Origin of the sequence: Kaistella sp. (assembly GCF_041824135.1) — a bacterium.
GTDB lineage: Bacteria > Bacteroidota > Bacteroidia > Flavobacteriales > Weeksellaceae > Kaistella.
Window position 1 is genome coordinate 1 of sequence record NZ_JBGZYM010000047.1, and the last position, 23527, is coordinate 23527.

The 23527-nt window shown below is 35.9% G+C and carries 23 protein-coding genes and 1 tRNA gene; 8 read left to right on the forward strand and 16 right to left on the reverse strand.

Annotated elements, in window-relative coordinates:
* The 3 genes from rpoC to ACEYOS_RS05620 form a co-directional block, all read left to right on the forward strand.
* Positions 1–3599 (forward strand): DNA-directed RNA polymerase subunit beta' (gene rpoC, locus ACEYOS_RS05610; RefSeq protein ID WP_373797533.1); only part of this gene is annotated, 3599 nt, incomplete at its 5' end.
* Positions 3600–3824: 225 nt separating this feature from the next.
* Positions 3825–4142 carry a DUF3467 domain-containing protein gene (locus ACEYOS_RS05615; protein ID WP_373739010.1) on the forward strand — a complete coding sequence of 106 codons (318 nt, stop codon included), beginning with the start codon at positions 3825–3827 and terminating at the stop codon, positions 4140–4142.
* A 456-nt stretch (positions 4143–4598) separates the two neighbouring features.
* On the forward strand, positions 4599–4880 hold the full coding sequence (locus tag ACEYOS_RS05620; RefSeq protein WP_373708316.1) for a DUF427 domain-containing protein: 282 nt from the start codon (positions 4599–4601) through the stop codon (positions 4878–4880).
* A 170-nt stretch (positions 4881–5050) separates the two neighbouring features.
* Here the strand turns inward: ACEYOS_RS05620 and ACEYOS_RS05625 are convergent, their stop codons facing one another.
* From ACEYOS_RS05625 to ACEYOS_RS05635, 3 genes are all read right to left on the reverse strand, one after another.
* Complete coding sequence (locus ACEYOS_RS05625) at positions 5051–5764, reverse strand: hypothetical protein (protein WP_373708315.1); 714 nt, start codon at positions 5762–5764, stop codon at positions 5051–5053.
* 375 nt (positions 5765–6139) lie between these two features.
* Positions 6140–6451 (reverse strand): YkvA family protein, encoded by a 312-nt coding sequence (locus tag ACEYOS_RS05630; RefSeq protein WP_373708314.1) that lies wholly within the window; start codon positions 6449–6451, stop codon positions 6140–6142.
* 32 nt (positions 6452–6483) lie between these two features.
* Complete coding sequence (locus ACEYOS_RS05635) at positions 6484–6717, reverse strand: hypothetical protein (protein ID WP_373708313.1); 234 nt, start codon at positions 6715–6717, stop codon at positions 6484–6486.
* Positions 6718–6919: 202 nt separating this feature from the next.
* Here ACEYOS_RS05635 and ACEYOS_RS05640 point away from each other — a divergent pair, with 202 nt between their 5' ends.
* Together ACEYOS_RS05640 and ACEYOS_RS05645 are read left to right on the forward strand one after the other, a co-directional pair.
* Positions 6920–8140 (forward strand): hypothetical protein, encoded by a 1221-nt coding sequence (locus ACEYOS_RS05640; protein WP_373708312.1) that lies wholly within the window; start codon positions 6920–6922, stop codon positions 8138–8140.
* 241 nt (positions 8141–8381) lie between these two features.
* The gene (locus tag ACEYOS_RS05645; RefSeq protein ID WP_373708311.1) at positions 8382–8735 is read left to right on the forward strand and encodes a DUF2493 domain-containing protein; all 354 of its coding nucleotides are present in this window, start codon (positions 8382–8384) and stop codon (positions 8733–8735) included.
* 48 nt (positions 8736–8783) lie between these two features.
* On the opposite strand, the gene ACEYOS_RS05650 is transcribed toward ACEYOS_RS05645, so the two are convergent.
* Positions 8784–9323 (reverse strand): YqiA/YcfP family alpha/beta fold hydrolase, encoded by a 540-nt coding sequence (locus ACEYOS_RS05650; protein WP_373708310.1) that lies wholly within the window; start codon positions 9321–9323, stop codon positions 8784–8786.
* A 90-nt stretch (positions 9324–9413) separates the two neighbouring features.
* Positions 9414–10334: a WYL domain-containing protein gene (locus tag ACEYOS_RS05655; protein WP_373708309.1), complete on the reverse strand. Its 921-nt coding sequence runs from the start codon at positions 10332–10334 to the stop codon at positions 9414–9416.
* Between the two features lie 145 nt (positions 10335–10479).
* Between ACEYOS_RS05655 and ACEYOS_RS05660 the strand changes: the two genes are divergently transcribed.
* Both ACEYOS_RS05660 and ACEYOS_RS05665 read left to right on the forward strand, forming a co-directional pair.
* Entirely contained in the window at positions 10480–11010 is a 531-nt protein-coding gene (locus ACEYOS_RS05660) for a thermonuclease family protein (RefSeq protein ID WP_373739011.1), read from the forward strand.
* A gap of 133 nt (positions 11011–11143) precedes the next feature.
* A complete protein-coding gene (locus tag ACEYOS_RS05665; protein WP_373708307.1) occupies positions 11144–11779 on the forward strand; it encodes an MBL fold metallo-hydrolase in 636 nt (211 codons plus the stop codon).
* Positions 11780–11858: 79 nt separating this feature from the next.
* On the opposite strand, the gene ACEYOS_RS05670 is transcribed toward ACEYOS_RS05665, so the two are convergent.
* The 11 genes from ACEYOS_RS05670 to ACEYOS_RS05720 all read right to left on the reverse strand — a co-directional run bounded on the left by ACEYOS_RS05670 (position 11859) and on the right by ACEYOS_RS05720 (position 21969).
* A complete protein-coding gene (locus ACEYOS_RS05670; RefSeq protein ID WP_373708306.1) occupies positions 11859–12416 on the reverse strand; it encodes a thioredoxin family protein in 558 nt (185 codons plus the stop codon).
* 4 nt (positions 12417–12420) lie between these two features.
* A complete protein-coding gene (miaA, locus tag ACEYOS_RS05675; RefSeq protein ID WP_373708305.1) occupies positions 12421–13329 on the reverse strand; it encodes a tRNA (adenosine(37)-N6)-dimethylallyltransferase MiaA in 909 nt (302 codons plus the stop codon).
* 423 nt (positions 13330–13752) lie between these two features.
* Complete coding sequence (locus ACEYOS_RS05680; protein ID WP_373708304.1) at positions 13753–14094, reverse strand: YkvA family protein; 342 nt, start codon at positions 14092–14094, stop codon at positions 13753–13755.
* A gap of 75 nt (positions 14095–14169) precedes the next feature.
* Positions 14170–14721 carry a TlpA family protein disulfide reductase gene (locus ACEYOS_RS05685; protein ID WP_373708303.1) on the reverse strand — a complete coding sequence of 184 codons (552 nt, stop codon included), beginning with the start codon at positions 14719–14721 and terminating at the stop codon, positions 14170–14172.
* A 21-nt stretch (positions 14722–14742) separates the two neighbouring features.
* A complete protein-coding gene (locus tag ACEYOS_RS05690) occupies positions 14743–15354 on the reverse strand; it encodes a thioredoxin family protein (protein WP_373739209.1) in 612 nt (203 codons plus the stop codon).
* 78 nt (positions 15355–15432) lie between these two features.
* A complete protein-coding gene (gene aroC, locus ACEYOS_RS05695) occupies positions 15433–16506 on the reverse strand; it encodes a chorismate synthase (RefSeq protein WP_373708300.1) in 1074 nt (357 codons plus the stop codon).
* Positions 16507–16561: 55 nt separating this feature from the next.
* Positions 16562–18184, reverse strand: coding sequence for a hypothetical protein (locus ACEYOS_RS05700; protein WP_373708299.1), 1623 nt, complete (start codon positions 18182–18184; stop codon positions 16562–16564).
* Between the two features lie 55 nt (positions 18185–18239).
* Positions 18240–18827: a YMGG-like glycine zipper-containing protein gene (locus tag ACEYOS_RS05705; protein WP_373708298.1), complete on the reverse strand. Its 588-nt coding sequence runs from the start codon at positions 18825–18827 to the stop codon at positions 18240–18242.
* A 205-nt stretch (positions 18828–19032) separates the two neighbouring features.
* On the reverse strand, positions 19033–20319 hold the full coding sequence (locus tag ACEYOS_RS05710) for a DUF389 domain-containing protein (RefSeq protein WP_373708297.1): 1287 nt from the start codon (positions 20317–20319) through the stop codon (positions 19033–19035).
* A gap of 142 nt (positions 20320–20461) precedes the next feature.
* A tRNA-Cys gene (locus ACEYOS_RS05715) sits at positions 20462–20532 on the reverse strand.
* Between the two features lie 60 nt (positions 20533–20592).
* A complete protein-coding gene (locus ACEYOS_RS05720; RefSeq protein ID WP_373708296.1) occupies positions 20593–21969 on the reverse strand; it encodes a DUF4403 family protein in 1377 nt (458 codons plus the stop codon).
* Positions 21970–22129: 160 nt separating this feature from the next.
* On the opposite strand from ACEYOS_RS05720, the gene ACEYOS_RS05725 reads away from it, so the two are divergent.
* Positions 22130–23137: an LLM class flavin-dependent oxidoreductase gene (locus ACEYOS_RS05725; protein WP_373708295.1), complete on the forward strand. Its 1008-nt coding sequence runs from the start codon at positions 22130–22132 to the stop codon at positions 23135–23137.
* Positions 23138–23527: the final 390 nt, after the last annotated feature.

Genomic DNA, 23527 nt, shown 5'->3' on the forward strand with positions numbered 1-23527 from the left:
GAAGAACTGAAGCATTAAAAAGACTGAACGTAGTAGAAGCAATTAGAGGAGCAAATACCCGTATGATCAACCGTCCAGAATGGATGATTATGAGAGTGCTTCCTGTAATTCCACCAGAATTGAGACCGTTGGTTCCATTGGATGGTGGTCGTTTTGCGACTTCAGATTTAAATGACCTTTACCGTAGAGTAATTATTAGAAATAATCGTTTAAAAAGACTTTTGGAAATTAAAGCTCCTGAAGTAATCTTGAGAAACGAAAAAAGAATGTTGCAGGAATCTGTAGATTCATTATTTGATAATACCAGAAAATCTTCTGCTGTAAAATCGGAATCAAACAGACCATTGAAATCACTTTCTGATTCATTGAAAGGGAAACAAGGTCGTTTCCGTCAAAACTTACTGGGGAAACGTGTAGATTATTCTGCCCGTTCCGTAATCGTCGTTGGTCCAAACTTGAAATTGCACGAATGTGGAATTCCAAAAGATATGGCCGCGGAATTATACAAACCTTTCATCATCAGAAAACTGATTGAAAGAGGGATTGTAAAAACCGTAAAATCGGCGAAAAGAATCATTGATAGAAAAGAGCCAGTTGTTTATGACATCCTGGAAGGAATCATCAAAGGTCACCCGGTTCTTCTGAACAGAGCACCTACTTTGCACAGACTTGGTATTCAGGCATTCCAGCCGAAAATGATCGAAGGAAAAGCAATCCAGCTTCACCCATTGTGTACGACTGCATTTAATGCGGATTTCGATGGTGACCAGATGGCAGTGCATTTACCTTTAGGTCCTGAAGCAATTTTAGAAGCACAACTTCTAATGTTAGGTTCTCAGAATATCTTGAACCCTGCAAATGGTTCTCCGATTACGGTACCTTCTCAGGATATGGTTTTGGGTCTGTATTATATGACCAAAGAATTATCTTCAACTGATGATATGAAAGTTTTAGGTGAAGGCCTTGCTTTCTATTCTGCAGAAGAAGTAGAGATCGCTTATGCAGAAGGAAAAGTTTCCTTGAATGCAAAAATTAGATGTAGAGTTCCTGTGAAAGAAGAAGGAGAATTAGTAACCCGATTGGTAGAAACAACTGCTGGTAGAGTACTATTCAACCAAATCGTTCCGGAAGGAGTAGGATTTGTAAACGAACTTCTAACCAAAAAATCATTGAGAAATGTAATTGGTAGAATTTTGGCTGATACAGATTTCCCTACAACGGTAGATTTCTTAGATGATATGAAAGACTTAGGATATTCTCACGCATTCCGTGGAGGATTATCCTTTAGTTTAGGTGATATCGTAATTCCTGCTGAGAAGAAGGGAATGATTGCAACTGCTGTGGAAACAGTAGATGAGATCAAGGCCAACTATAACATGGGACTAATTACTGATACAGAACGTTATAACCAGGTTATTGATGTTTGGACGAATACCAACGCAGGATTAACGGAGATGATTATGAGCAGAATGAAGGTCGACCAAGGTGGATTCAACTCTGTTTATATGATGCTTGATTCTGGAGCAAGGGGTTCCAAAGAGCAGATCCGTCAGCTTTCAGGAATGAGGGGATTGATGGCAAAACCACAAAAAGCCGGTTCATCTGGTGCTGAGATTATTGAAAACCCGATTGTAGCGAACTTTAAAGAAGGTTTATCCATCTTAGAGTACTTTATCTCTACTCACGGTGCTCGTAAAGGTCTTGCGGATACCGCACTTAAAACTGCCGATGCTGGTTACCTAACCCGTAGATTGGTAGATGTTGCACAGGATGTGATCATTACTGAAAACGACTGTGGAACTTTAAGAGGGACAGAAATTACCCCACTTAAGAAAAATGATGAAATCGTTGAACGTATTTCTGAAAGAGTATTAGGTAGAGTTTCTTTACATAATGTGTACGATCCAGAAACCGATGAGGTGATCGTTGAAGCTGATCAATTGATCAACGAAGCTTATGCGAAAAAAATCGAAGCAGCTGGAATTGATAGTGTAGAAGTTCGTTCTCCATTAACTTGTGAAGCGAAAAAAGGAATCTGTGCAGCTTGTTACGGTCGTAACTTAGCAACTGGTAAACCTATTCACATGGGTGAAGCAGTAGGAGTTATCGCCGCACAATCCATTGGTGAACCGGGAACTCAGTTAACATTGAGAACCTTCCACCAAGGGGGAACTGCAGGGAATATTTCCGAGAATCCATCAATCGTTGCAAGACGTGATGGTATCGTAGAAATGGATGAAATTAGAACAGTAACTTCAGAAAACGAAGCTGGTAAAAAAGCCGAGATCGTAGTTTCCCGTTCAACTGAATTCCGTTTGGTAGCAGACAATGCTGCAAGAACACCATTAATGGTGGCGAATATTCCTTACGGATCTGAATTAGCTGTTAAACCAGGTGATAAAGTAATGAAAGGAGATCTGATCTGTAAGTGGGATCCGTATAATGCGGTAATCATCGCTGAATCTGCAGGTAAGATCGAGTACGAAGATATTATCCAAGGGGTTTCATTCTCTCTAGAGATTGATGAGCAGACTGGTTTCGAGGAGAAAGTAATTTCTGAATCCAGAAACAAAAAAGCCGTACCAACCTTGAAAGTTGTGGATTCTAAAGGAGTTGAGCAAAAAGCATACAACTTACCGGTAGGAGCACACATCATGGTAAACGATGGTGAGAAAATTAAGTCTGGTAAAGTAATGATCAAGATCCCAAGAAAATCTGCAAAATCTGGTGATATTACAGGGGGTCTACCGAGAGTTACCGAATTGTTCGAAGCGAGAAATCCTTCAAACCCAGCGGTAGTTACAGAAATCGATGGAGTTGTATCTTACGGAAAAATCAAAAGAGGTAACCGTGAGTTGATCGTAGAAGCAAAAACTGGAGAGATCACTAAATACTTAGTGAAATTATCCAACCAGATTTTGGTTCAGGAAAATGACTTCGTAAGAGCTGGATCACCATTATCAAATGGATCTACGACTCCAGATGACATCTTGAAAATTAAAGGACCAACTGCCGTACAGGAATATTTGGTGAATGAAATTCAGGAAGTATATCGTCTACAAGGGGTGAAGATCGATGACAAACACTTTGAAATTATTGTTCGTCAGATGATGACCAAAGTTTCAATCGTAGATGGTGGAGATACTCAATTCTTAGAAGGAGCGTTAGAACACAAAGGAGATTTCTTATTAGAAAATAACAGAGTGTTCGGTCTTAAAGTAGTTGTAGAAGCTGGAGATTCGAAAGAATTCAAACCAGGTCAAATGATTACGACTAAAGATCTAAGAGACGAAAATTCTAAACTGAAACGTGAAGATCAAGCCTTAGTAGAAGTTCGTGATGCACTTCCTGCAACTGCAACGCCAGTATTGCAAGGAATTACAAGAGCGGCTCTACAAACGAAATCATTCATGTCTGCAGCGTCTTTCCAGGAAACGACGAAAGTATTAAACGAAGCAGCAGTTTCAGGAAAAGTAGATTACTTGAGCGGTCTGAAAGAAAACGTAATTGTAGGACACAGAATTCCTGCAGGAACGGGTCTTAAAGACTATCAAAACGTTATCGTGGGTTCTAAAAAAGAATTCGAAGATATCAACTAAATATTTTAATTACAGATTACGGATATCAATTTTAAATAATTTATATTCGTAGTCTATAATTTTTGCTAAATATTTTTAATAGCGATCGTTGCTAAGTGAAACGCCACTGTGGCCGTAATTTTATTCAGAGTCATTCTGAAATCTTTGCGACTTTGCGTTTAAAATAGTATAGTCACCATGAAATATTTAAAATCTAAAAAACAAAATTTAAAATTTTTAAAAAAAATGGACAACAATCAGAACCAAAATCAAAATCAAGATCCAAACAACATTAACATTCAACTAAGCGAAATGGTTGCAGGCGGAGTTTATTGTAACTTAGCTTTAGTAAATCATTCTCCTTCAGAATTCGTGGTAGATTTCATCCAAATGATGCCAGGAGTTCAGCAAGCGAACGTAAGATCAAGAGTAATTCTTGCTCCACTACACGCAAAAAGAGTAATGGCTGCATTGCAACAAAATATCACGAACTACGAACAGCAATATGGCGAAATCAAAGAAGTTGAGCCTTTCGTATTAGGACAAAACAACGTACAGGCTTAATTAGCACCGCGTTTTTTTACTTTGTCAAAGTTCAGATCTTTGACAAAGTTTTTAAAATAGAAATCCCGATTCATTCAGTTGAATCGGGATTTTTTTGGCCAAATAAATGGTCAGAAGCTTCAACATTTTGCAATCTTATACCATCGGTCGCGCTGTCCGCTCTATCTTATTTGTCCCGTCTGAGGACGAGACAAAAAAGGATGCCGCTTCCATCACGGCTAGGTTGACGACCAGTTTCTCTCTTCAAAGAAAATACAATTTGCTCGATTCAGATATTTTTTAAAGCGTAATTTTCATCATCCATCATCCGTCATCCGTCATCCATCATCCCACCATTCATCATTCACCATTCACTATTCGCCATTGATAATTTAAATCACCTATTTAACTCATTACATTCAAATAGCAGTATCTTTAATATTCACTAATCAGTAACTCAATCACATTCAATAAATCATGAAAGCAATTTGGAACGGAAAAACAATCGCTGAAAGCAACAACACGGTGGTCGTAGAAAGCAATCACTATTTCCCAGAAAATAGTATTAACAAAGATTATCTAGTCTTAACCAATCACCACACGTCCTGTCCCTGGAAAGGTCAGGCTTCCTATTACAACATTGAAGTTGACGGTAAGAAGAACGAGAATGCCGCCTGGTTTTACCCGAGTCCCAAAGATGCAGCCGATAATATAAAAAATCACGTCGCCTTCTGGAAAGGAGTACAGATCACAGAATAATTTTCAATTATAATAGTCGATTAACAAGAAATCCCAATTCATTTATTTGAATTGGGATTTTTGATTTTGTCATTTCCCTAAATATTAATACTTCGTATTTTTTCACAAAGTGCTTAACGAAAAACGGCTCAGTAAAACCGAGGTAATATTTGTTAAACTAAATGTCATTATTAAATTTTCGCTTTAAGCTCGTGAATAATATTTCCGTGTTGTTCTTCTAGAAAAGGATGCCATTCTTCTGGTGAAAAATAAGCTGAAGAATGTCTGATAAAAGAAATATTGGTGGAATAACCATCAATTTCTATCGATGCCGATATAGGATTAGTATTCCCAATTTTATCGTGTGCGATTCTGTTGGAACGTTTAATATTCAGCTGATCCATCATCCGTTCAAAAGGAGTAGCTGCACTTACGCCAATAAAAATACAATCGGTCGGTTTCAAGATTTTTACAACCTCTGCAAAAACTTTCCAGCCCGCATCAAAATCTGCTGTGGTTGGTTGTTCCGTTTTCTTCCCGTCAAAACTGCTGTAATCCATCACGCGTTGTACAAAATTATAGAAAGCAATATTCTTCCATAACTTTTCTTTATTAATAGGAGCGTTCCCCACAAGAGCTTTTAAAAGATTATCTAAAGCTGGATGTTTGTAATGGTTTTGAATTTGCGTTTGCAAGACTGCATTTCGCGTAAAATCAATTCCACTTACCCGAGTTAAATCCTCTTCATAAGCGCTTGCTGTTTCTCCTTGTGCGTATTGTGATTCCCCTATGATGAGTAGGCGGTTGTTACTTTTAAAAAAGTCTGTTCCGATCCGGGGTAGCCAGGAAAGGTTGGGGATGATATTTAGTTCTGAATCATGTTGATTCATGGTAGTTGTTTTCATAATCGTTTGTCAAATAAAAATCTCACTTGTTGCAAGTGAGATATAAATTTATATTCCTGTTGCTATTAAAATAACTTTTATAAAGCAGGAGCATGTTTTCCTTTACTTGATCCATCTGGATGTCGGTGACAAGAACTAGTTACTAAATTTGTGATGGTTGATGCAGAAGTACCGCAATACTTACAACTGTATTTACTTTTTTCACTTCCTTCATACAGTTTATGTTTGCCTTTATTTGGCCCATTTGGATGACGATGACAGAAACTTGCAGTTAAGTTTGTAATGCTTGAAGCTTTTGACCCACAGAATTCGCAATAAAAATTTGGCATATTAAGTTGAGTTAATCGTTTAATTACTTTTTAATAATATAATTCATTACTTAAACAGACCATAAATTGTCACGCCTAAAAGGGCAAGTATTGCTATTAAAATGCCTCCTAAAATCCAAAGACCCCATTTGAAAATTCCTATTATCTTTGCTAGATATACGCTAGTGTCTCTAGCGAAAGCCTGTGCAACTCCTAACAAAGAACCACCTGTAATAACTAGATCATCTATCCAGCCAGCGACAGGAATGACATCAGGTATCGCATCAATTGGACTTACTCCATATAATACTCCGAGTATTCCTATGATGATTGGGCCTACCTTATTTGTTTTCCTTATCATTTCAAATTTCTGTTCCATAAATATGTATTATTTAATTTTTCTTAAAGTGACTATTTTGTATTATAATAGTACTTGCCGTTTTCATCAGTATAAGTGCCTTCTATTCTGCCGGAAATATGACTTTTACCACTCCTATTAAAGTGGCCAACGGCTCCTCTTATGTAATTTGTAATATTACGGCCCGTATTTGTAATTCCTAATTTATCGGCTAACTGATTAATTGTCATTGGTCCTTTTGCATTCATTGCAATATCTCCAATTTTTGTATGAATTTGTTCACTCATGTTTTTCGTTATGTAATCTATTATTAATTCTACTTCTTTCACAAATCTACGCTCTCGTTAAGACAATATACGTCTCTTTACCATCGGTAAGTTTTATTTTCGATTCGGACATAAATTTATGTTAATTTAACAGTGTTGTTTTGTACAATCCTGTACAATAACAATCAAGTTAATAACTATCTTTGTTACGTAATAGAAATTCATGAATAGAGAAGTCAGTATATTAGCACATCTTCAGAAAAAGGTAGGAGAGCAGTTTGGTAAGCAAATTAGCAGCTCAACAGATTGTGATAAATTAGCGAGTTTGCTTAGCTATAATTTTAATTCAAACCTAAGTGCTCAAACACTTCGGCGATTTTTTGGATTGATAAAATCCACTTCAAAATCAAGTCATTTCACCTTAGATTTACTTGCGAACTTCTGTGGTTATCAGGATTTTGAAAATTTCAGTAAATCATACAGTAATAGCGAACTGGAACTGTTTTTCGGCGATGTTGAAAACAACGAAAAAGATTACTGGAAGAAAAGTGAGCAGCTTTGCAGAAAGATTTCTGAATCTCCAGAAATGTTGATCAATACCCATCATCGGTTGATGTCTTTTCCGCTGGCAAGAAAATATTTTATTGAAAATCACCCGATGCGGGATATGATTGGCACAGTGTATTCACAGTATTTTCTGGCTTATCTAAAATTCAATAAAAGCAATGAAGCTAAAATCTTCGCTTACGGATTTCTCTTTAAAAGTGCTTTTCTACTTCAGAATACAGAATTGATGGAATTGTATTATAAAAAAGTGAAAGAAACAGAACTGACAGAGGAGGTTCATGTAATCCCTGCAGGATTGAAATATGCTGTGCAAATGCTTTACGCAGATTTTATTGGAAACGAATATCTCTTCAGAAAGTATTCAGCAGAAATGAAAAAGGTAAGACTGCAATATATGGAAGCCTCAGAAAAATCGGTCTGCAGTTTTGAGTATACGGTTTTAGAATCGCTCATTTTTACCAATCGAACCAAAGAAATGAAATTTTTGATCGAAAATAATACTGTTCAAAAAGAGAATGATGAAGGGTATATTCCTTTGCAGAGAAAAGAAACACACGATGAGGTCTGGAAAATTCTTTGCGCTGTTGCCTATCAAAAAATGGGTGATCAAAAGAGTACGGAATGGTATTTCAATCTGGTGAATCCCGAGAATTTGGAGATTGGCTGGAAAAAATACTATTCGATCATGTACTATTTTGTTGACTTAAATAGAGTGGAAGAGGGGCCGAAAACTAATACGATTGCAAAACTGAAAGTATTGATCAATAAAACTTACTTCAGCTACTATCAGGATCTATTGAATAACTTCCTTGAAAGTACCAATGATGAGAAGTACCATGAAGGACTTGTAGAACAACAACCGTTATTAGTAAGTTAGAAATATTTACCTTTTACTTTTTTCCTTCGAGATATAAATCCCGGTTCATCATTTGTTCCAGGGTTTTTTCATTTTTCAAAATATAAATCCCTTGTAAGTTTTAATGTCATTGCCAATAAATATTTATAAGCTTTTTCGTCCTCATCCGATGAAGATTTAAATTCTAATAATTCTTTCATCCTGTTTCTAAATGGACGCAGTTCGTCTATATCCACTGCTATTTTTGTTTAAAATAAAGCATATGAAAATAGCAATTGTTGGTGGTCGGGATTTTAATGACTACAACTTTCTGAGAAAAGAAGTAGGAAAATTTATTTATGAAAATGAAATTTCTCTTAGTTCAATTATTTCCGGTGGAGCAAAAGGTGCCGATACTTTGGCTGAGAAACTGGCCACTGAAATGAATGTTGAACTGATCATATTCAAACCCAATTACGAAAAATTCGGTCGTGGTGCTACGATTGTTCGCAATACCGAATTTATAAAAAATTGTGATGTTGTAGTTGCATTTTGGGACGGAAAATCGAAAGGTACGCATGACAGCATCAAAAAAGCTCAAAAATTGGATAAGAGATTAAGTATTATCAACTATTAGGATTCTAAACACACAAATGAAAAATGCAGGATTATTTCCTGCATTTTTTTATGATTGAAAATGAATGTAATTCTCAATAGCTGGCAGATAATTTTCAAATTTCAATAAACGATGACTGTCATCAACATCTTCCAATTTAATGTTTTTAAGTGATTTCTTAAACAATGGAATTTGGTTCAAAACTTCATCTTTCATTGTCGCAATAATGAGTGCATCTTCTGGATCTTCAATTTTCCATAATTGAGGAACGATATTTTCGGGAAACTCAAAATCTGAAATTCTTTTATCGATATCCAGCAAAGGACTGGTCAAAATAAGAATCGATTTTATATTTTTTTCTTTTAATCCTTCTCTTAGCTGATAGGCAAAGTTTGCTCCGGTCGAATCTCCTACCAACACGATTTGATCTTCAGGTTCAGAATTTAGCCATGTTGCGGCAGCATCTAAAAGCGCTGAAATATCGGAGTCATTATTCCATTCGACAAAATTATACTGGTATTGGTCTTTGAAATAGTCCTCCAGATTTACAAATTTTCTGGAGTTACGATCTGAACCGAGGCCGTGGATATAAAGGAGTTTTCGTTTCATATTGATTGTTTTTATTTAAGTAATTATAAATAGTTACTTTGTAAAATATTGGTTTTAAAGTGAAATTTGTATTTTAATCAATAATTAAGATTAGCCATTCATTTCTGCTGCTTTCTCCAGAAATTCCAGGTATTGATCTTTTGCAGTTTTTGGCTCTACAATTTTCAGTCTTTCAGCATGGGTCAGTAATTCCTGGTAAAAATCGTAAGTAGGAACTAAAGTCAATTCTATCGTTAACTCATTTTCGTTATCAAGCAGTATTTTTTGGGAATGATGAATCGGTAAGGATTTAACAAATCCACCTTGAGGCTGTTTAAACGATAAAATAATTCTCTGTGGTTTTTCATTGATGGTAGAAACGATCCCAAATGAATTGGTAAAAAGAGCTTCAATATCGACTTCCTTTTTGGAGAACGTTTTAGAGTGAATATCGAAATCACTAATTCGATCCAATCCATAAGTTTTTAGAAAAAAATCTTTTCCATCATCTTCATTTGCTAATAAATACCATCGGTTTCGGAATTCCTTTAAAGCGTAAGGCTGCAACACCTTTTTGTGTGATTGATTTTCCCAGTATTTGGTATATTGTAAACTGATCGTTTTTGAATTTTTGATCGCATAAATAATTCCTTCCAGGTGATGAACGCCTGAAGCTTGCCTTTTCTCGAAAAGCATAATTTTAGAATGATCTACGGTTTGTTTATAAGCATTGATCAACATTAAGTTTTCGAAAATTCCTTGCGACTGGTCCAGATTTCCATTATCTACAATTTGGTAAGTCATTGTCTTTCTTTTGAATTGAATTTCAATGTCAAAAATTTCCAAAAGTAGATCGCGGTCTCTTTTAAAGGTTTTTCCGCTGAATGCCAAATCATTATCATAGCCTTTTTGGTCGTAATGCTTCTCTTCCAGATAATTCCTGACTTGATCATAGGTAGCGCCAATTTCTTTTTTGCTTTTAAGGAGGTCTGAAATATGTACCAATCTTAACATTTGATCTCTTTTTGCCATCGTTTATTATTATACTACAAATATATCTAATCAAATGGACCAAATATGTCCGTTTAGTATAAAGATTAATTTAAAAACGATTGATATACTGATGTTTTACAATTACTTATTTTTCACTTTGTTAAACCATTTACAAAATGCTATATTGAGCAAAAATATTATCTCTTCGTCCATGCAAAAATCAGTCTTCCTCCTTCTCTTTCTTTTCTTCGGGAACTCAATCATCCCAGCCTCTTTCCAAACTTCACAACCAACCGACCAATTGACTCTTAAAGTCAAAGTAATTGGCGTCAAAGATGGCGACACGGTTGAGGTTTTATATTATCAACTTCCGATTGTGATTCGTCTCGAGCATATCGATGCGCCTGAAAAAAAGCAACCGTTTGGCGCTGTTTCAAAACAAAAACTTTCCGACTTATCTTTTGGGAAAATAGTTACTTTAGTGAGCAAGGGAAAAAAAGGAAATTATGATGGCCGCGGCCGTATGATTGCTGAGATTTATGTGAATGATAAAACAAACATTAACAAAGAAATGCTGAAAGCCGGTCTAGCCTGGCATTATAAAAAATATTCTAAAAGTGAGGTTTATGCTCAGTTAGAAAATAGAGCACGAAAAAATAGAGTAGGACTTTGGGCTGATAAAAATCCAATCGCTCCGTGGAATTTTAGAAAATAGTTGAGCGATAAGATGTTTAATTGTAATTTTTTTTCTTTTAGCTATTGTAAACTTTTGCTCGTTAAAATAGAATAAAGCTTTCGTGTCGTTTGTGGTTCTAAAATTAGAGTTTAAATTTGTAAAAAATAAGTCAATGCTGCAGATAAAATCTTTCACTTTCAATCCTTTTTCACAGAATACCTATGTCGTTTTTAATGAAAATAAGGACGCGTACATTATCGATCCCGGAAATTTTACTGACGAAGAAACCGAGACTTTAGAAAAGTTCATTACAGACAATAACTTGAAAGTTGAGCATATCCTTTTAACGCACGCACACATCGATCACGTTTTGGGTTTGCAGAAAGCCTTTGATAGATACCAGGTTCCAGTTTTAGTTCATCCGCTTGAGCAGGAAATGCTGGACAGAAATCCAATGGATGCGAACAGATTCGGTTTTTTCTTTAAACCGTTTGAAGGCAAGATTTCTTATATCAACGAAGATGAATTGGTGACTTTAGGAAAAGATGAATTTAAAATTATTCATGTTCCCGGACATTCACCAGGAAGTATCGCTTTTCACAACGAAGCACAAAAATTCATGATCTCCGGCGACGTTTTATTTGAAGGAAGCATCGGCCGAACTGATTTATACAAAGGTGATAACGAGCAACTCATCACCAATATCAAGAATAAACTTTTTATTCTCGATGAAGAAACGAAAGTGTATAACGGTCACGGAAACCCAACGACAATTGGATTCGAGAAAAATTACAGTCCTTTTTTTTAAAGTAAAAGGTAAAAGCAAAAAGAGCCAAGTATAAATGTATTATACTTGGCTCTTTTTTCTTTTTACTTGGCTCTTATTATTACTTCCACTTGATATTACAACCCATACTTGGTTTTTGAATTTCTTCCTGTGGTGCTTCTGCCAATAGATTTTCGAAGGCGATAATTAAATCTTCTCCAGTAATTTCTTTTTGATTTCCGGGTCTGGAATCATCCATTTGTCCGCGATAAATTAAATCTAATTTGTCATCAAAGAAGAAAAAATCTGGCGTACAAGCTGCGTCGTAAGCTTTGGCGATCGCTTGGCTTTCATCGTATAAATAAGGAAAATCGAATTTTCTCTCAACCTGAAATTCAGCCATTTTTTCTGGAGCATCTTCCGGATATTTCTCTACATTATTTGCATTAATGGCGATGAATTCAATTCCCTGTTCCTGGTAATCTTCGTGTAATTCTGTGAGCATATCGATCACATGAAGTACAAACGGACAATGGTTACACATGAAGAAAACTAATGTTCCTTTTTCCCCTTTTAAATCTTCCAAAGATTGCATTTCGTTACTTTGTGAAGGGTTCGGAAGTTCAAAGAAAGGTGCTTTGGTTCCCAGAGCGAGCATATTTGAAGGAGTATTTGACATTGTATTATTTTTTGATATTTAAAGTATTGAACAAAGATAACGATTCTTGCACCGAATTTTCAAAATTTACCCAGTTGATGTTTTCTTCCTTTCGGTACCAGGTCAGTTGACGTTTTGCAAATCTTCGCGAATTTTTTTTGATTTCTTCCAAGGCAAAATCCAAAGTCCAGGTTCCATCAAAATATTTAAAGAGTTCGGAATAACCGACGGTCTGTAAAGCTAAATTATTTTTAAAGGGAATTAAAGATTCCGCTTCTTTCAGTAAACCGTTTTCTACCATCAAATCTACCCGTTGGTTGATTCTTTCGTAAATAGTTTCGCGCGGTGCTTGAAGTCCAATTCTGATGACTTCAAAATCCCGTTGATTCATTTGTTCTGAAATATTTTGGGTATATGATTTTCCTGTTTGCCAGATAATATCGATTGCACGGAATAATCTTCTGGGATTGTCTTTGTCGACTTTATTAAAGTATTCTGGGTCTAAATCCTGTAAGATATTTTGAAGTTTCTCAATTCCATCTTCTTCTAAAATTTTCTCAACTTTCATTTGGTTTTCTTCGTTGGCTTCAGGTAAATCGTGAAGTCCTTCGATGACGGCTTTTTCGTACATCATGCTTCCGCCAACCAAAATAACGATGTCATGTTTCTGAAACAATTCTTCGATTTTTTGAATCGCTTCTTTTTCATATTGTCCGATGGAGTAATAATCCTGCACGGAAAGATTGCCAATGAAATGATGCGGAACTTCAGCTAGTTCTTCGGGAGAAGGAGTTGCGGTTCCGATATTCATTTCTTTAAAAAACTGTCGGGAGTCACAGGAAATGATTTCTGTCTCGAAATGTTTTGCGATTTCGATGGCGAGTTTTGTTTTGCCAATTCCGGTTGTGCCGATGATGGAGATGAGTTTTTTCACACTACAAATTTCCTGATTTTTTTTGAATTATATTCAAACATGAAGGTTTTAAAGAAGATTAAGATTTGGATTGGTAATAAAATAAATTTTTGCTTGATGACTCTTAATTCCTTAATGTTTAAAATTACAGTTTCAAAATCTTATTCTCTCAAACAGATTTTACGGATTACACAGATGGTTATTTACGGTGAGATTGAAAATTATTTATTTTGAACTTATATTTTTTGAAATAGCAATATACCTGAAATTCTAGCCCCGATTGCAATGAAAATCCCGGAGTGAGGCGCGATCCGGCGCGGCGGAAAGTGCCGAATGAGGAATTGCAATGAAAAGCGGGACTGGTTTTCGAAGAACAGAAAATCTTGTTGCTCCTCATAAAAAAAACCGCTCTTTCTCAAGAACGGTTTAAATAAATTTTTACGATTATCCGATAACCTCGGCTTCATCGATCATATTGTCCTGCATGTTTTGCGAGACTTCCCAGGCGATGAATTTTTCGGCTTCTTTTACCAATAATGGAATTGCAAAGGTGAGCAGAGCCAAGTCATCTAAAACCCCGATAACTGGTATCCAGTCAGGAATAATATCGATTGGAGAAATAAGATAAACCAAGACTAAAGCGGGAATAATTACATCTTTTAAATGCGGTTTATAACCTCCTTTTCTGGTCGCAGATTTCATCATGCGTATTATTACCGGAATCTTCGAAATAAATCCTTTATGCTTAAATGCTTCTTTCGCCAACTGAATTTTTGATACTTTCATTTTTGTGTGTTGTAATTTTTAAAACGTGATATAAGTCGCAAATTCTATACCATGATTTCGTAAATTTTGTTAAAATTACTGCGTCACATTATCGATGAATTCGTTGGTTGACTTAGAGTTCCAGTCTTTTGCACCTTCTTCCTTCAGTAAAATTCTTCCATTTTTATCCAGTAAAAAAGTGGTTGGAAAAACCTTTGGCAACACATGATTCGTAACCGGACTTTCGGCAATATATACTGGTGCGGTGTAATTGTTTTTCTTCATGAATGCAATTACATCTTCTTCTTTATCCTGCATCGCGATCAGTACAAAATCGATCTTATCTTTTCTGGCTTGGTACAGTTTTTCAATCGTCGGCCACTCTTCGCGACACGGCGGACACCACGTTCCCCAAAAATTAAGCATTACCAATTTCTTACCTTTTAAATCTTTAAGGTTGGTGTTGGGAACATTAATTCCTTTAAGCTGGATGTCGTAATCTTCATCGTTTAAAGTAATGGCGTTTTCAATCGCAGCAATGGGAAAGAAAAGATCTTTCAATTTCAATTTTACGGACGGAAATAAAAACAGTACCGCCACAAATGCCATCGCCAGAATGAAAAATCCGTTCTTCTTTAAAAAGTTCATTAAATGTTTTTTGATTAAATATTACAGTAAAGATATGATTTCTTCGATAGCATCTTTACCGCGGTTTTTCGCATAGTAAACCTGCAGATCATTGTAGAATTCTTCTCTTGGATATGTTTCTTCATTTTCTTTGAATTTTTTCAAAAGATCATTTCCGAATTGTGGACGCGGACCCCAATCGGCTTTTACAGAAAAATCATCGTTGACAATAATTACTTTTGGAATCGACTGTGTTCCGTTGGTTTGAAATTGATCGATTAACGAAAGATCGCTGTCTCTCAAGAAGATCTTAACTTCAACTCCAGCGGCTTCGAAAAATTTAGAAACTGCAGGAACGGTCGCACTTGCATCGCCGCACCAAGGTTCTGAAATGATTAAAATTTTACCATTAAAGTTTTTGGCTTCTAATTTTTGAAGTTGCTCAGCGTCAACTTTATAGGTTTTTACTGTTCTGTTGGTTCTTGTTAAACCCAGTTCGTAATATTCCTGATGTTCATCATTTTTATCGGGATTGTTATGAAAACGCTCTTCTGCTATTTTTAAATATTCATCAAAAGAGATAGAGTTTTCCCAGTAGTTTTTGAATTCTTCTTTTTTATCTGTTGTTTGAATGTCTTGAGTCATTGATTTCATTTCTTTTTTATTTGATACAAATTTCAGTATAATACTTTTATTATTAGGTGACCTAAATCACATTGGAGACTTTTATTTTTAAACTGGTTCAGAATACTTTCGAAGTTTATTGATCAAAAACAAATCCGCCAAAACAAATGCTGCCAAATTCTCCACGATAGGAACAGCTCTGGGCAAAACACAAGGATCGTGTCTGCCTTTTCCTTCTACGATAATTGGATTTCCGTCTGAATCAAAACTTTCTTGTGGGCGTAAAATGGTTGCAATAGGTTTAAAAGCGACGCGGAAATAAATGTCCATTCCATTGGAAATCCCACCTTGAATTCCACCTGATAAATTGGTTTTGGTCGAGAAATCTTCATTAAATAAATCGTTGTGATCTTTGCCGGTCATTTTCGCTCCACAAAATCCGCTCCCGTATTCAAAACCTTTGCAGGCATTGATGTTCAACATAGCTTTTCCCAATTCAGCCTGAAGTTTTCCGAAAACGGGCTCGCCAATTCCTATCGGTAAATTCTTGATAACACAGGTTATTGTTCCGCCGATGGTATTTCCTTCTTTTTTAATTTCTTTGATTCTCGAAATCATTTTTTCGGCTGTTTCCGCATCTGGGCAACGCACATCATTAGACTCCGTTTTAGAAAAATCTAAATCCTGATATGGCTTTTCGCAAAAGATTTCACCAACGGAAGAAACATACGCGTTGATTTCTACATTTGTGGGAAGGATCTGTTTTGCCATACTTCCAGCAACCACCCAATTCACAGTCTCGCGAGCGGAAGATTTTCCGCCACCACGGTAATCACGAATTCCAAATTTTTGATCGTAGGTAAAATCGGCGTGGCTTGGTCGATAGGATTTTGAAATGTGATCGTAATCTTTCGACTTCTGATTTTCATTTTCAATTATAAAACCAATTGGAGTTCCGGTGGTTTTTCCGTCAAAAATGCCTGACAGAAATTTTACGGTATCGCTTTCTTTTCGTTGCGTAACAATCGAACTTTGACCAGGTTTTCTGCGGTCTAATTGCTGTTGAACTTCTTCTAAATTAATGGATAAGCCAGCGGGAAAATTGGTGATAATTCCGCCGTACGCTTTGCCATGACTTTCGCCGAAGGTAGAGAGCGTGAGAAAATTTCCTAAATTGAACATAAGGCAAAGTTATGGGTAATTTGTCGATTTTTTAGGGTCATGATTTGAAAAATATTTACGGGGTATAATCTTTCAGAATAATTTGAATTTTTTCCTTTTCTTCCTTTGAAATTTCTCGCCAGATAAAACCTTCTTTCAACGTTTTACCCTTTAATTGCGGAAATATTCCTGAATCTAGATCTTCCTGAATAAACTGCGGTGAAATCGCAGGAATCGGAGTGTCGAAACTGAAAAAATATCCTTCAACAACATTGAATTTCAGATTGCCAATTTGATGAGTTTTGTATTTATTTAATTTAAAAGAAGAAGGTTTGATCAATTGAGTTTTACTGAACCCAGACATAAAACTTCCGAGCTTGAAACTGGGTAGATAGGTTCTAACTAATTGGGGGAATGATAAAAATCCAATGATGAAAATAGATAAAGCAACGAAAATTGGAAGAATTAATTTCTTTGATAAAACTTGATAAAAAAAGACAAAGAAAATCACAAAAAACACATCAAAGAAGAATCGATATTGGGCTGAAAATAAAAGAACTAAAATACTTTTAATTAAAATAGAAATAAAAAGAATCCATATCAATTTTGATTTTTTAAGGAATGCAAAAACGGAGATCGTGACTAAACTTAGAATAAATAGAAGATGAATAATACTTTTTAGTCCGTCGAGAAATAACCAATTCTTGATATATTCCAATTTCGAAAATTGCGTGATCTGCTCATACGAATATTGCATGTCGTAAGTTTTCATAATGGCCATTTCAGATGAATTCTGCAGTAATTCCAGATTGGGTTTCCACGATAATCCTAAATCGATAAACTGGACTGGAAATATTGGAAACCCGAACGTCCAGATATTTTTAAATATGAAAAGAAACAAAACAAAAGTTCCGGCAAATAAGAATTTATAATTAATTTTTAAGATTAATAAACTGTATAAAAAGATAAATAGAGGCAACCAGATCATGGTCGGTTTAATGGCAAAAACAAATATTGAAAGAGCGAACAAAAATCCTGCGTTTTTGCTGGACGAAAAAACCTCATTCAAAATAATTAATGAGAGCACAATTGCTGGTAGATCAGATGAAGGTGATTGGATAAATAAATAGAGTATCGGAAAAAATAACAAATGAATCCAGGCGTTTCTTTCGATAATATAGATGAGATAAACAATCAGCATCAGGACATTTACACGTAAGAAAGGATCTGATAAATGTGAAAATCCTGCCTGGAAAATATGCCAGAACGAATTTTGCCCAAGAAGTAAATCTAAATTAGAAATTCCTTGAACCAAACCAACTTCTGACAGCCATTTGATGGTTGGAACGTAATATCCGAAATGATCTAAAATAAAAGGGTAGTAGGATCCCACAAAAATGATGAGTAAAGAAATACTCAAAAATAAAATAGAGTTCTCATCGATAAACTTCCAAAATTGTAAGTAAACTTTGAAGTAGAAAAAAGCACAGAGGCCAATAAGCAAGGTTACTAATTCTACAGTACTATTTAATGGAATAAAAAACGCGAGAACAGTCCAAATAATTGTAGTGACGAAAATACCAGCAATAATTTGCAGAGCAGTTTCTGAATTAAAACCTCCAAAGTTATTTTTAAAAATTGCTCCTAAACCTGATAAAGCAGGAAGCAACAGAATAAGCATCAATACGATATAAAGCATAAAAAAAGATTGCTTAAAAATAAGCAATCTTTTCTATAATATATGAAGTGATTTTTTAATTTCTCGGTTGAACTCTACCGTCTTTTCTGTCGCCTGCTCTACCGATGGTATAACCAGTCGCTCCACCAACAACGCCTCCAACTACTGCACCTAATCCACGATTTTTCTTGTTGATCAATGCTCCGGCTGCAGCTCCACCTACTGTTCCAATAATTGTTCCTTTAGCAGCTTTACTCATCCCTTGTTTTTGGGTAGTTCCTTGACTGTATCCATCTGAAGAACCTGCGTTCGATCCAGAAGAAGAGGATTGTCTAGGCGTATTATTAACGTAAACTGTTTTGGTTTCTCTGATGACTTGGGGTTTTGGTGCCACCGCCATCATTTGTTTTCTTTCAGCGATACTATCCATTTTCTTTTGAGTTTCATAAGCCATTTTTTCTTTTTCGATAGCTAATTTTTGTTGCTCAATTTCAAGTTGTCTTTGTTGAAATTCTATCTTTTGTTGATCCAATGATTTTTCAACTACGGTATTTTCTTTTTTACAAGCAGTTAGAGTCAGTGCTGCTATTGCTCCTGTTAAAAATATATTTCTAAAAGTAAAATGCTTTCTATCTTTTTGTGCTGTTAGATTAGTTGATTTCATAATGATAAATTTTAAATTTGATTTATAAAATTGATTACCTGGTAATCATTCTAATCGCTACTAACCCAAAAACGAAACCAAACCACTGTTAATAAATTGTTAAAATTTTGAACTCTTAGAATTTGTTGACGTATGCAGTTGATTGATAGGGGTTATTGTTTAGTAATTAATAAACAATTGTTTGAAGTTTTCTTCAGTCCTTTAACTAGCGTTGATAGATTTCAATAGTATCCACTTTCAACTTTGCTTCTAACCACTTTCTAAGCGTTTCCTGATTGTCCTTGGTAAAAGGTTTCTCGCTCTGGTAAAAACCAACTGGAATTACATTGGTAGAATCTGTTTTCGAAAATATTTCCTGTTTCGCTACCGAAATTGAAGTCAGTTCGGGAAAAATAGAAGATGCTTCTTTATATAAGTTCTCTGTTTGGAACGAGTAACGTTCGACTTTTGAATTAAGATCTGAAATTAGTTTCGCATTGGAATTATCAATTTCATTATTGGCGATCTTTTTTGAGGAAACATCTGCCAGAAAAGTGCTGTCCTGTCTTATAATCAACTTGGTATTTAGTAAACCTAATCTTTTCAGTTTTTGATTTTCTTCCTCGATCTGTTTAGCGGTAAACTTCTTATTCAAAAAAGCCAGTTCAATTGTTCTTAAAGTCGCCGGCGAAGCATAATTTGTTTTCTGATATACGATCGTACTGCCTTTCGATTCAAATTCCTGCTGCACGTACAGTTTAACTTTTTCCTGAAATCGCTGTTGCTGAATAAACTGGTACGCAAAGAAAACACTTGGTACAATCATTAAAATAGTGATGGCCGTAATCCCGTTCCTTACATTTTTTTCACGCTTCTCATCTACAAAACCCACTGCAGGGTATTTCAATACTTTTACAATAAGATAGGTTGCGATGCAGATAAAGACACAATTGATTGCATAAAGAAAAAGCGCACCTCCAAAAAATGCAAAATTGCCAGTTGCCAGTCCATAGCCTGCAGTACAAAGTGGAGGCATTAAAGCGGTAGCAATGGCAACACCAGGAATTGGATTTCCTTTTTCGACTCTGGTTACGGCGATTACGCCAACGAGTCCACCAAAAAACGCAATGAGTACATCATAAATATTGGGTGAAGTCCGGGATAAAATTTCTGACTGGGCTTCTTTAAAGGGACTCAAGGAGAAATAAATAAACGAAACTAATAGTCCAACCAAAGTAGAGATCAATAGATTTTTTAATGACTTGCGTAAAAGTGCAAAATCAAACATTGCCAGTGAAAACCCAGCTCCTACGATCGGAGCCATCAAAGGGGAAATTAGCATCGCGCCAATAACAACAGCTGTAGAATTTACGTTCAGTCCAACCGATGCGATAAGAATGGCACACGCCAAAATCCAGACATTAGCACCAGAAAAAGCAATGCTGCTGTGGATGTTTGTTAAAACTTTTTCCTTTTCTTCCTCTCCAATTTGAAGATTAAAATAATTATTCATAGACGCGTTTGTAGTTGAAACAAATGTAGAAAATAAAACGAGTATTTACTTGCATTTTGAGAACTGCCAGAAATCATTCCCATTTATCTTCTGAAAAAATAAAAACCCTAAAAATCTTACGAGCAGATTAATAGGGTTTTAGAGGTTCCTAGCGGATTCGAACCGCTGTAGATGGTGTTGCAGACCACTGCCTAACCACTCGGCCAAAGAACCATTTGGGTTTGCAAATATAGAAAAATTTCCAAACTCGGGGAAATTTAAATCAAAAATAATTTACATTCCGTTCACAAGAAGTTCTAATTGTGCCTGGGTATCGATGATTGCCGTGATTCCCAACGGATTTAAAAGGATCTGAGAAGGTTTCAGATTAAATACTTTTCCTTTCATTTTCAAACCTTTATAATATTCTTTATTAAAAGTTTCTTCGATACTTTTTTTAGAGGAATCTTCAAGTTCCGCCGTTGGGATTCCATATTCGTCTTCGATCATTTTTACAATTTTCCCTTGAAATAAAAGCGTTACCGTTTTGTACAGGATGTTCTTGGTCTTCAATTTAAACTTGGTGTCCGACAAAACAATCTTTCTTTTCGCTTGATCATACACAGGAATTCCGGTGATGTAGGACGTACCCTCAATTGCACCTTCTGTCTGAGCTTCGATCATGATCCGGTTGTCTTCGCCATAAACATTGATGGACGTAATTTTGACCTTCGATTTTCCATCTCTAAAATCAAATTCTTTTCCTAAAAACATGTTTTCTGCAATCGCTGTCGCTTCAGTGAACGGAATATTAGCCGTCGTCTGCAACAGGAAAGTTTGCGGAAGTTGCTGCACCGAATTAAAATTAGCCACGCTTCTTATCAACCGGCTGGATTCTGGTTTTGTTCCTGTAAAGGTTTCCGAATAAGTATCAATGCCGATATTGGCGTCAATTCTATTTCCGTAGAAGGTGAGTGGGGTGATGTTGATGCTTATTGGCGTGATCTTTAACCAGGTTTTATATTCTTCGCTGATCTCAAATGGATCTGCAAACTGATTCAAAGCCATGATCGCATATTGCTGAAAATTAAGTTGCTTCAACATCATGTCATCGATGGTTTTAGAAAAATCGGATTGTTGCTTTTTTAAACTTGATTCCACCAGTGAAGTGATCGGAACTTTTATTCTTCCGTAATCCAAAACTGGTTTCGTTATCCACTTAAAACCCATGGGCGAAGTTTTCGTAACCATTGTCCAGTTATTATTAAAGGTAAGTTGTGTATTAAAATACATCACCGTTTCAAATGTGGTGCTTTGATAATTATAAAGTCCCAATGTTCCGATACCTTTTTCTGCCCATATTTTTAGCGGAACTTCAATTAAAAGATTTTGTTTTGTTCCACCAACCAAACGAATTGGTCGCGTTTTCCATACTTTAACTTTAAATTGATCATCGTCGTTATCGGTATAAGAATCATCCTGAAAAATCAAAGTAGGTACCGAAGTATTAATTAAATTTCCAATTTCTGCTAATGGAATTTTCACCGGCATTGTGATCGATGATTTAATTTTCGGGAAATTATAATTGGGTACTGATAAATTCCCATCATTTTGTTGTGAAAATAATTTCGATCCAAAAAGCAGAATGATCAGAAGAAGAAAGTTTTTCATTTTTTTTCATTTTCTTTGAAACGCAAATTTGCGTAAAATTTGGATAAACGAGCAAAAAATAACTGTTGAACCTTCATTTATATTTCATTTCTATTGCACGAATTGGTTCTTTGAATCCTTTTGCGGCTGATAATTTAATTATGTTCAATACCTTGCAACAATGAAAAAATTTGAAATTTCTGTGCTGGATTTAGCGCCCGTACGACAAAATAAAACCATTCATGATACTTTTAATGACAGTTTGGCTTTGGCGAGAGCCGTCGAAAAATTAGATTATAAAAGGTTCTGGCTTGCGGAACATCATAATATCGCAAGTATCGCAAGTTCTGCAACCTCTGTGTTGATCGGCTTTATTGCTAATGGAACGGAGACAATAAGAGTAGGATCCGGTGGCGTGATGTTGCCAAATCACAGCTCGCTCGTTATTGCCGAACAGTTCGGAACACTCGAAAGTTTATTTCCGAACAGAATCGATTTGGGAGTTGGGCGAGCGCCTGGAACCGATGGCGTAACTGCAAAAGCTTTGGGTCGAAATCCTCAAAATATCAATCAGCATTTCCCCCACCAGATCCAAGAATTACAAAGATATTTTTCTGTAGAAAATTCAGGAAGTTTGGTCAGAGCCATTCCGGGTGAAGGTTGTGATATTCCCATTTATATTTTGGGTTCCAGCACCGATAGCGCCTGGCTTGCTGCAGAGATGGGTCTGCCTTACGCATTTGCCGGACATTTCGCACCGCAAATGATGGAAACTGCTTTTGAAATTTATCATCAAAATTATCAGCCGAGTAAAGAATTCCCAACACCATATACGATTGCCTGTGTGAATGGAATTGCAGGTGAAACCGATTCAGAGGCAAAGAGGCTTTCTACCACGCTCTATCAGGCATTCACCAATTTGATTAGAAATGATAGAAAACCCTACGCACCGCCGGTTGATGATATGGATGAAATCTGGAATCCAATGGAGAAAGCCCACGTTCAGAACATTTTGAAGTACAGTTTTGTGGGAAGTCAGGAAACGGTCAAAACACAATTAAAGGAATTCCAAAGAAGATTTCAAGTCAACGAAATGATGATCACTTCGGCCATTTATGAGCCTGAGGCAAGAATTAATTCTTATGCTATTTTTAAAAATGCAGTGGATGAATTGAATGGAAATGTTTAGCTGGATTGTAAAACCTTTGGTTATTCAGCCTTACATTATAGGGTTTGTAATCAACTGGAAAATCAAGTCAGGTTTCTATTTTAGTTAAAGAGCCTGAAAATAATACTATATCCGAACCTGTATTTCGACTTGAACGGAGGTCTTTTTTGGGTTTCTTAGAAATTGAAAAAGCTTGGCAGAAAACCAAGAAAAGCGCGAGTCCTTCAACAAGTTTCAGGATCAATTCAGACGGAAATAGAAACCCAAATTAGAATTGTCTGTTCCTCTAAATCTCAGTACCTTTGCAAAAATCTAAAAGTAAAATGTCAGATATTCAACTTAATACGATTCCTGAAGCGATTGAGGATCTAAAAAACGGAAAAATAATCATCGTAGTTGATGATGAAAACC

What these genes read in the sequence shown, in the direction of transcription:
- ACEYOS_RS05625 (WP_373708315.1), bottom strand. Translation starts at nt 5,764, where the DNA reads ATGAAAACAACTACCATGAATCAACATGATTCAGAACTAAATATCATC.
- ACEYOS_RS05720 (WP_373708296.1), bottom strand. Translation starts at nt 21,969, where the DNA reads ATGAAAAACTTTCTTCTTCTGATCATTCTGCTTTTTGGATCGAAATTA.
- ACEYOS_RS05645 (WP_373708311.1), top strand. Translation starts at nt 8,382, where the DNA reads ATGAAAATAGCAATTGTTGGTGGTCGGGATTTTAATGACTACAACTTT.
- ACEYOS_RS05630 (WP_373708314.1), bottom strand. Translation starts at nt 6,451, where the DNA reads ATGGAACAGAAATTTGAAATGATAAGGAAAACAAATAAGGTAGGCCCA.
- ACEYOS_RS05705 (WP_373708298.1), bottom strand. Translation starts at nt 18,827, where the DNA reads ATGAAATCAACTAATCTAACAGCACAAAAAGATAGAAAGCATTTTACT.
- ACEYOS_RS05680 (WP_373708304.1), bottom strand. Translation starts at nt 14,094, where the DNA reads ATGAAAGTATCAAAAATTCAGTTGGCGAAAGAAGCATTTAAGCATAAA.
- ACEYOS_RS05640 (WP_373708312.1), top strand. Translation starts at nt 6,920, where the DNA reads ATGAATAGAGAAGTCAGTATATTAGCACATCTTCAGAAAAAGGTAGGA.
- ACEYOS_RS05655 (WP_373708309.1), bottom strand. Translation starts at nt 10,334, where the DNA reads ATGGCAAAAAGAGATCAAATGTTAAGATTGGTACATATTTCAGACCTC.
- aroC (WP_373708300.1), bottom strand. Translation starts at nt 16,506, where the DNA reads ATGTTCAATTTAGGAAATTTTCTCACGCTCTCTACCTTCGGCGAAAGT.
- ACEYOS_RS05725 (WP_373708295.1), top strand. Translation starts at nt 22,130, where the DNA reads ATGAAAAAATTTGAAATTTCTGTGCTGGATTTAGCGCCCGTACGACAA.
- ACEYOS_RS05685 (WP_373708303.1), bottom strand. Translation starts at nt 14,721, where the DNA reads ATGAACTTTTTAAAGAAGAACGGATTTTTCATTCTGGCGATGGCATTT.
- ACEYOS_RS05670 (WP_373708306.1), bottom strand. Translation starts at nt 12,416, where the DNA reads ATGTCAAATACTCCTTCAAATATGCTCGCTCTGGGAACCAAAGCACCT.
- ACEYOS_RS05620 (WP_373708316.1), top strand. Translation starts at nt 4,599, where the DNA reads ATGAAAGCAATTTGGAACGGAAAAACAATCGCTGAAAGCAACAACACG.
- ACEYOS_RS05700 (WP_373708299.1), bottom strand. Translation starts at nt 18,184, where the DNA reads ATGCTTTATATCGTATTGATGCTTATTCTGTTGCTTCCTGCTTTATCA.
- ACEYOS_RS05635 (WP_373708313.1), bottom strand. Translation starts at nt 6,717, where the DNA reads ATGAGTGAACAAATTCATACAAAAATTGGAGATATTGCAATGAATGCA.
- ACEYOS_RS05710 (WP_373708297.1), bottom strand. Translation starts at nt 20,319, where the DNA reads ATGAATAATTATTTTAATCTTCAAATTGGAGAGGAAGAAAAGGAAAAA.
- ACEYOS_RS05650 (WP_373708310.1), bottom strand. Translation starts at nt 9,323, where the DNA reads ATGAAACGAAAACTCCTTTATATCCACGGCCTCGGTTCAGATCGTAAC.
- ACEYOS_RS05690 (WP_373739209.1), bottom strand. Translation starts at nt 15,354, where the DNA reads ATGAAATCAATGACTCAAGACATTCAAACAACAGATAAAAAAGAAGAA.
- ACEYOS_RS05615 (WP_373739010.1), top strand. Translation starts at nt 3,825, where the DNA reads ATGGACAACAATCAGAACCAAAATCAAAATCAAGATCCAAACAACATT.
- ACEYOS_RS05665 (WP_373708307.1), top strand. Translation starts at nt 11,144, where the DNA reads ATGCTGCAGATAAAATCTTTCACTTTCAATCCTTTTTCACAGAATACC.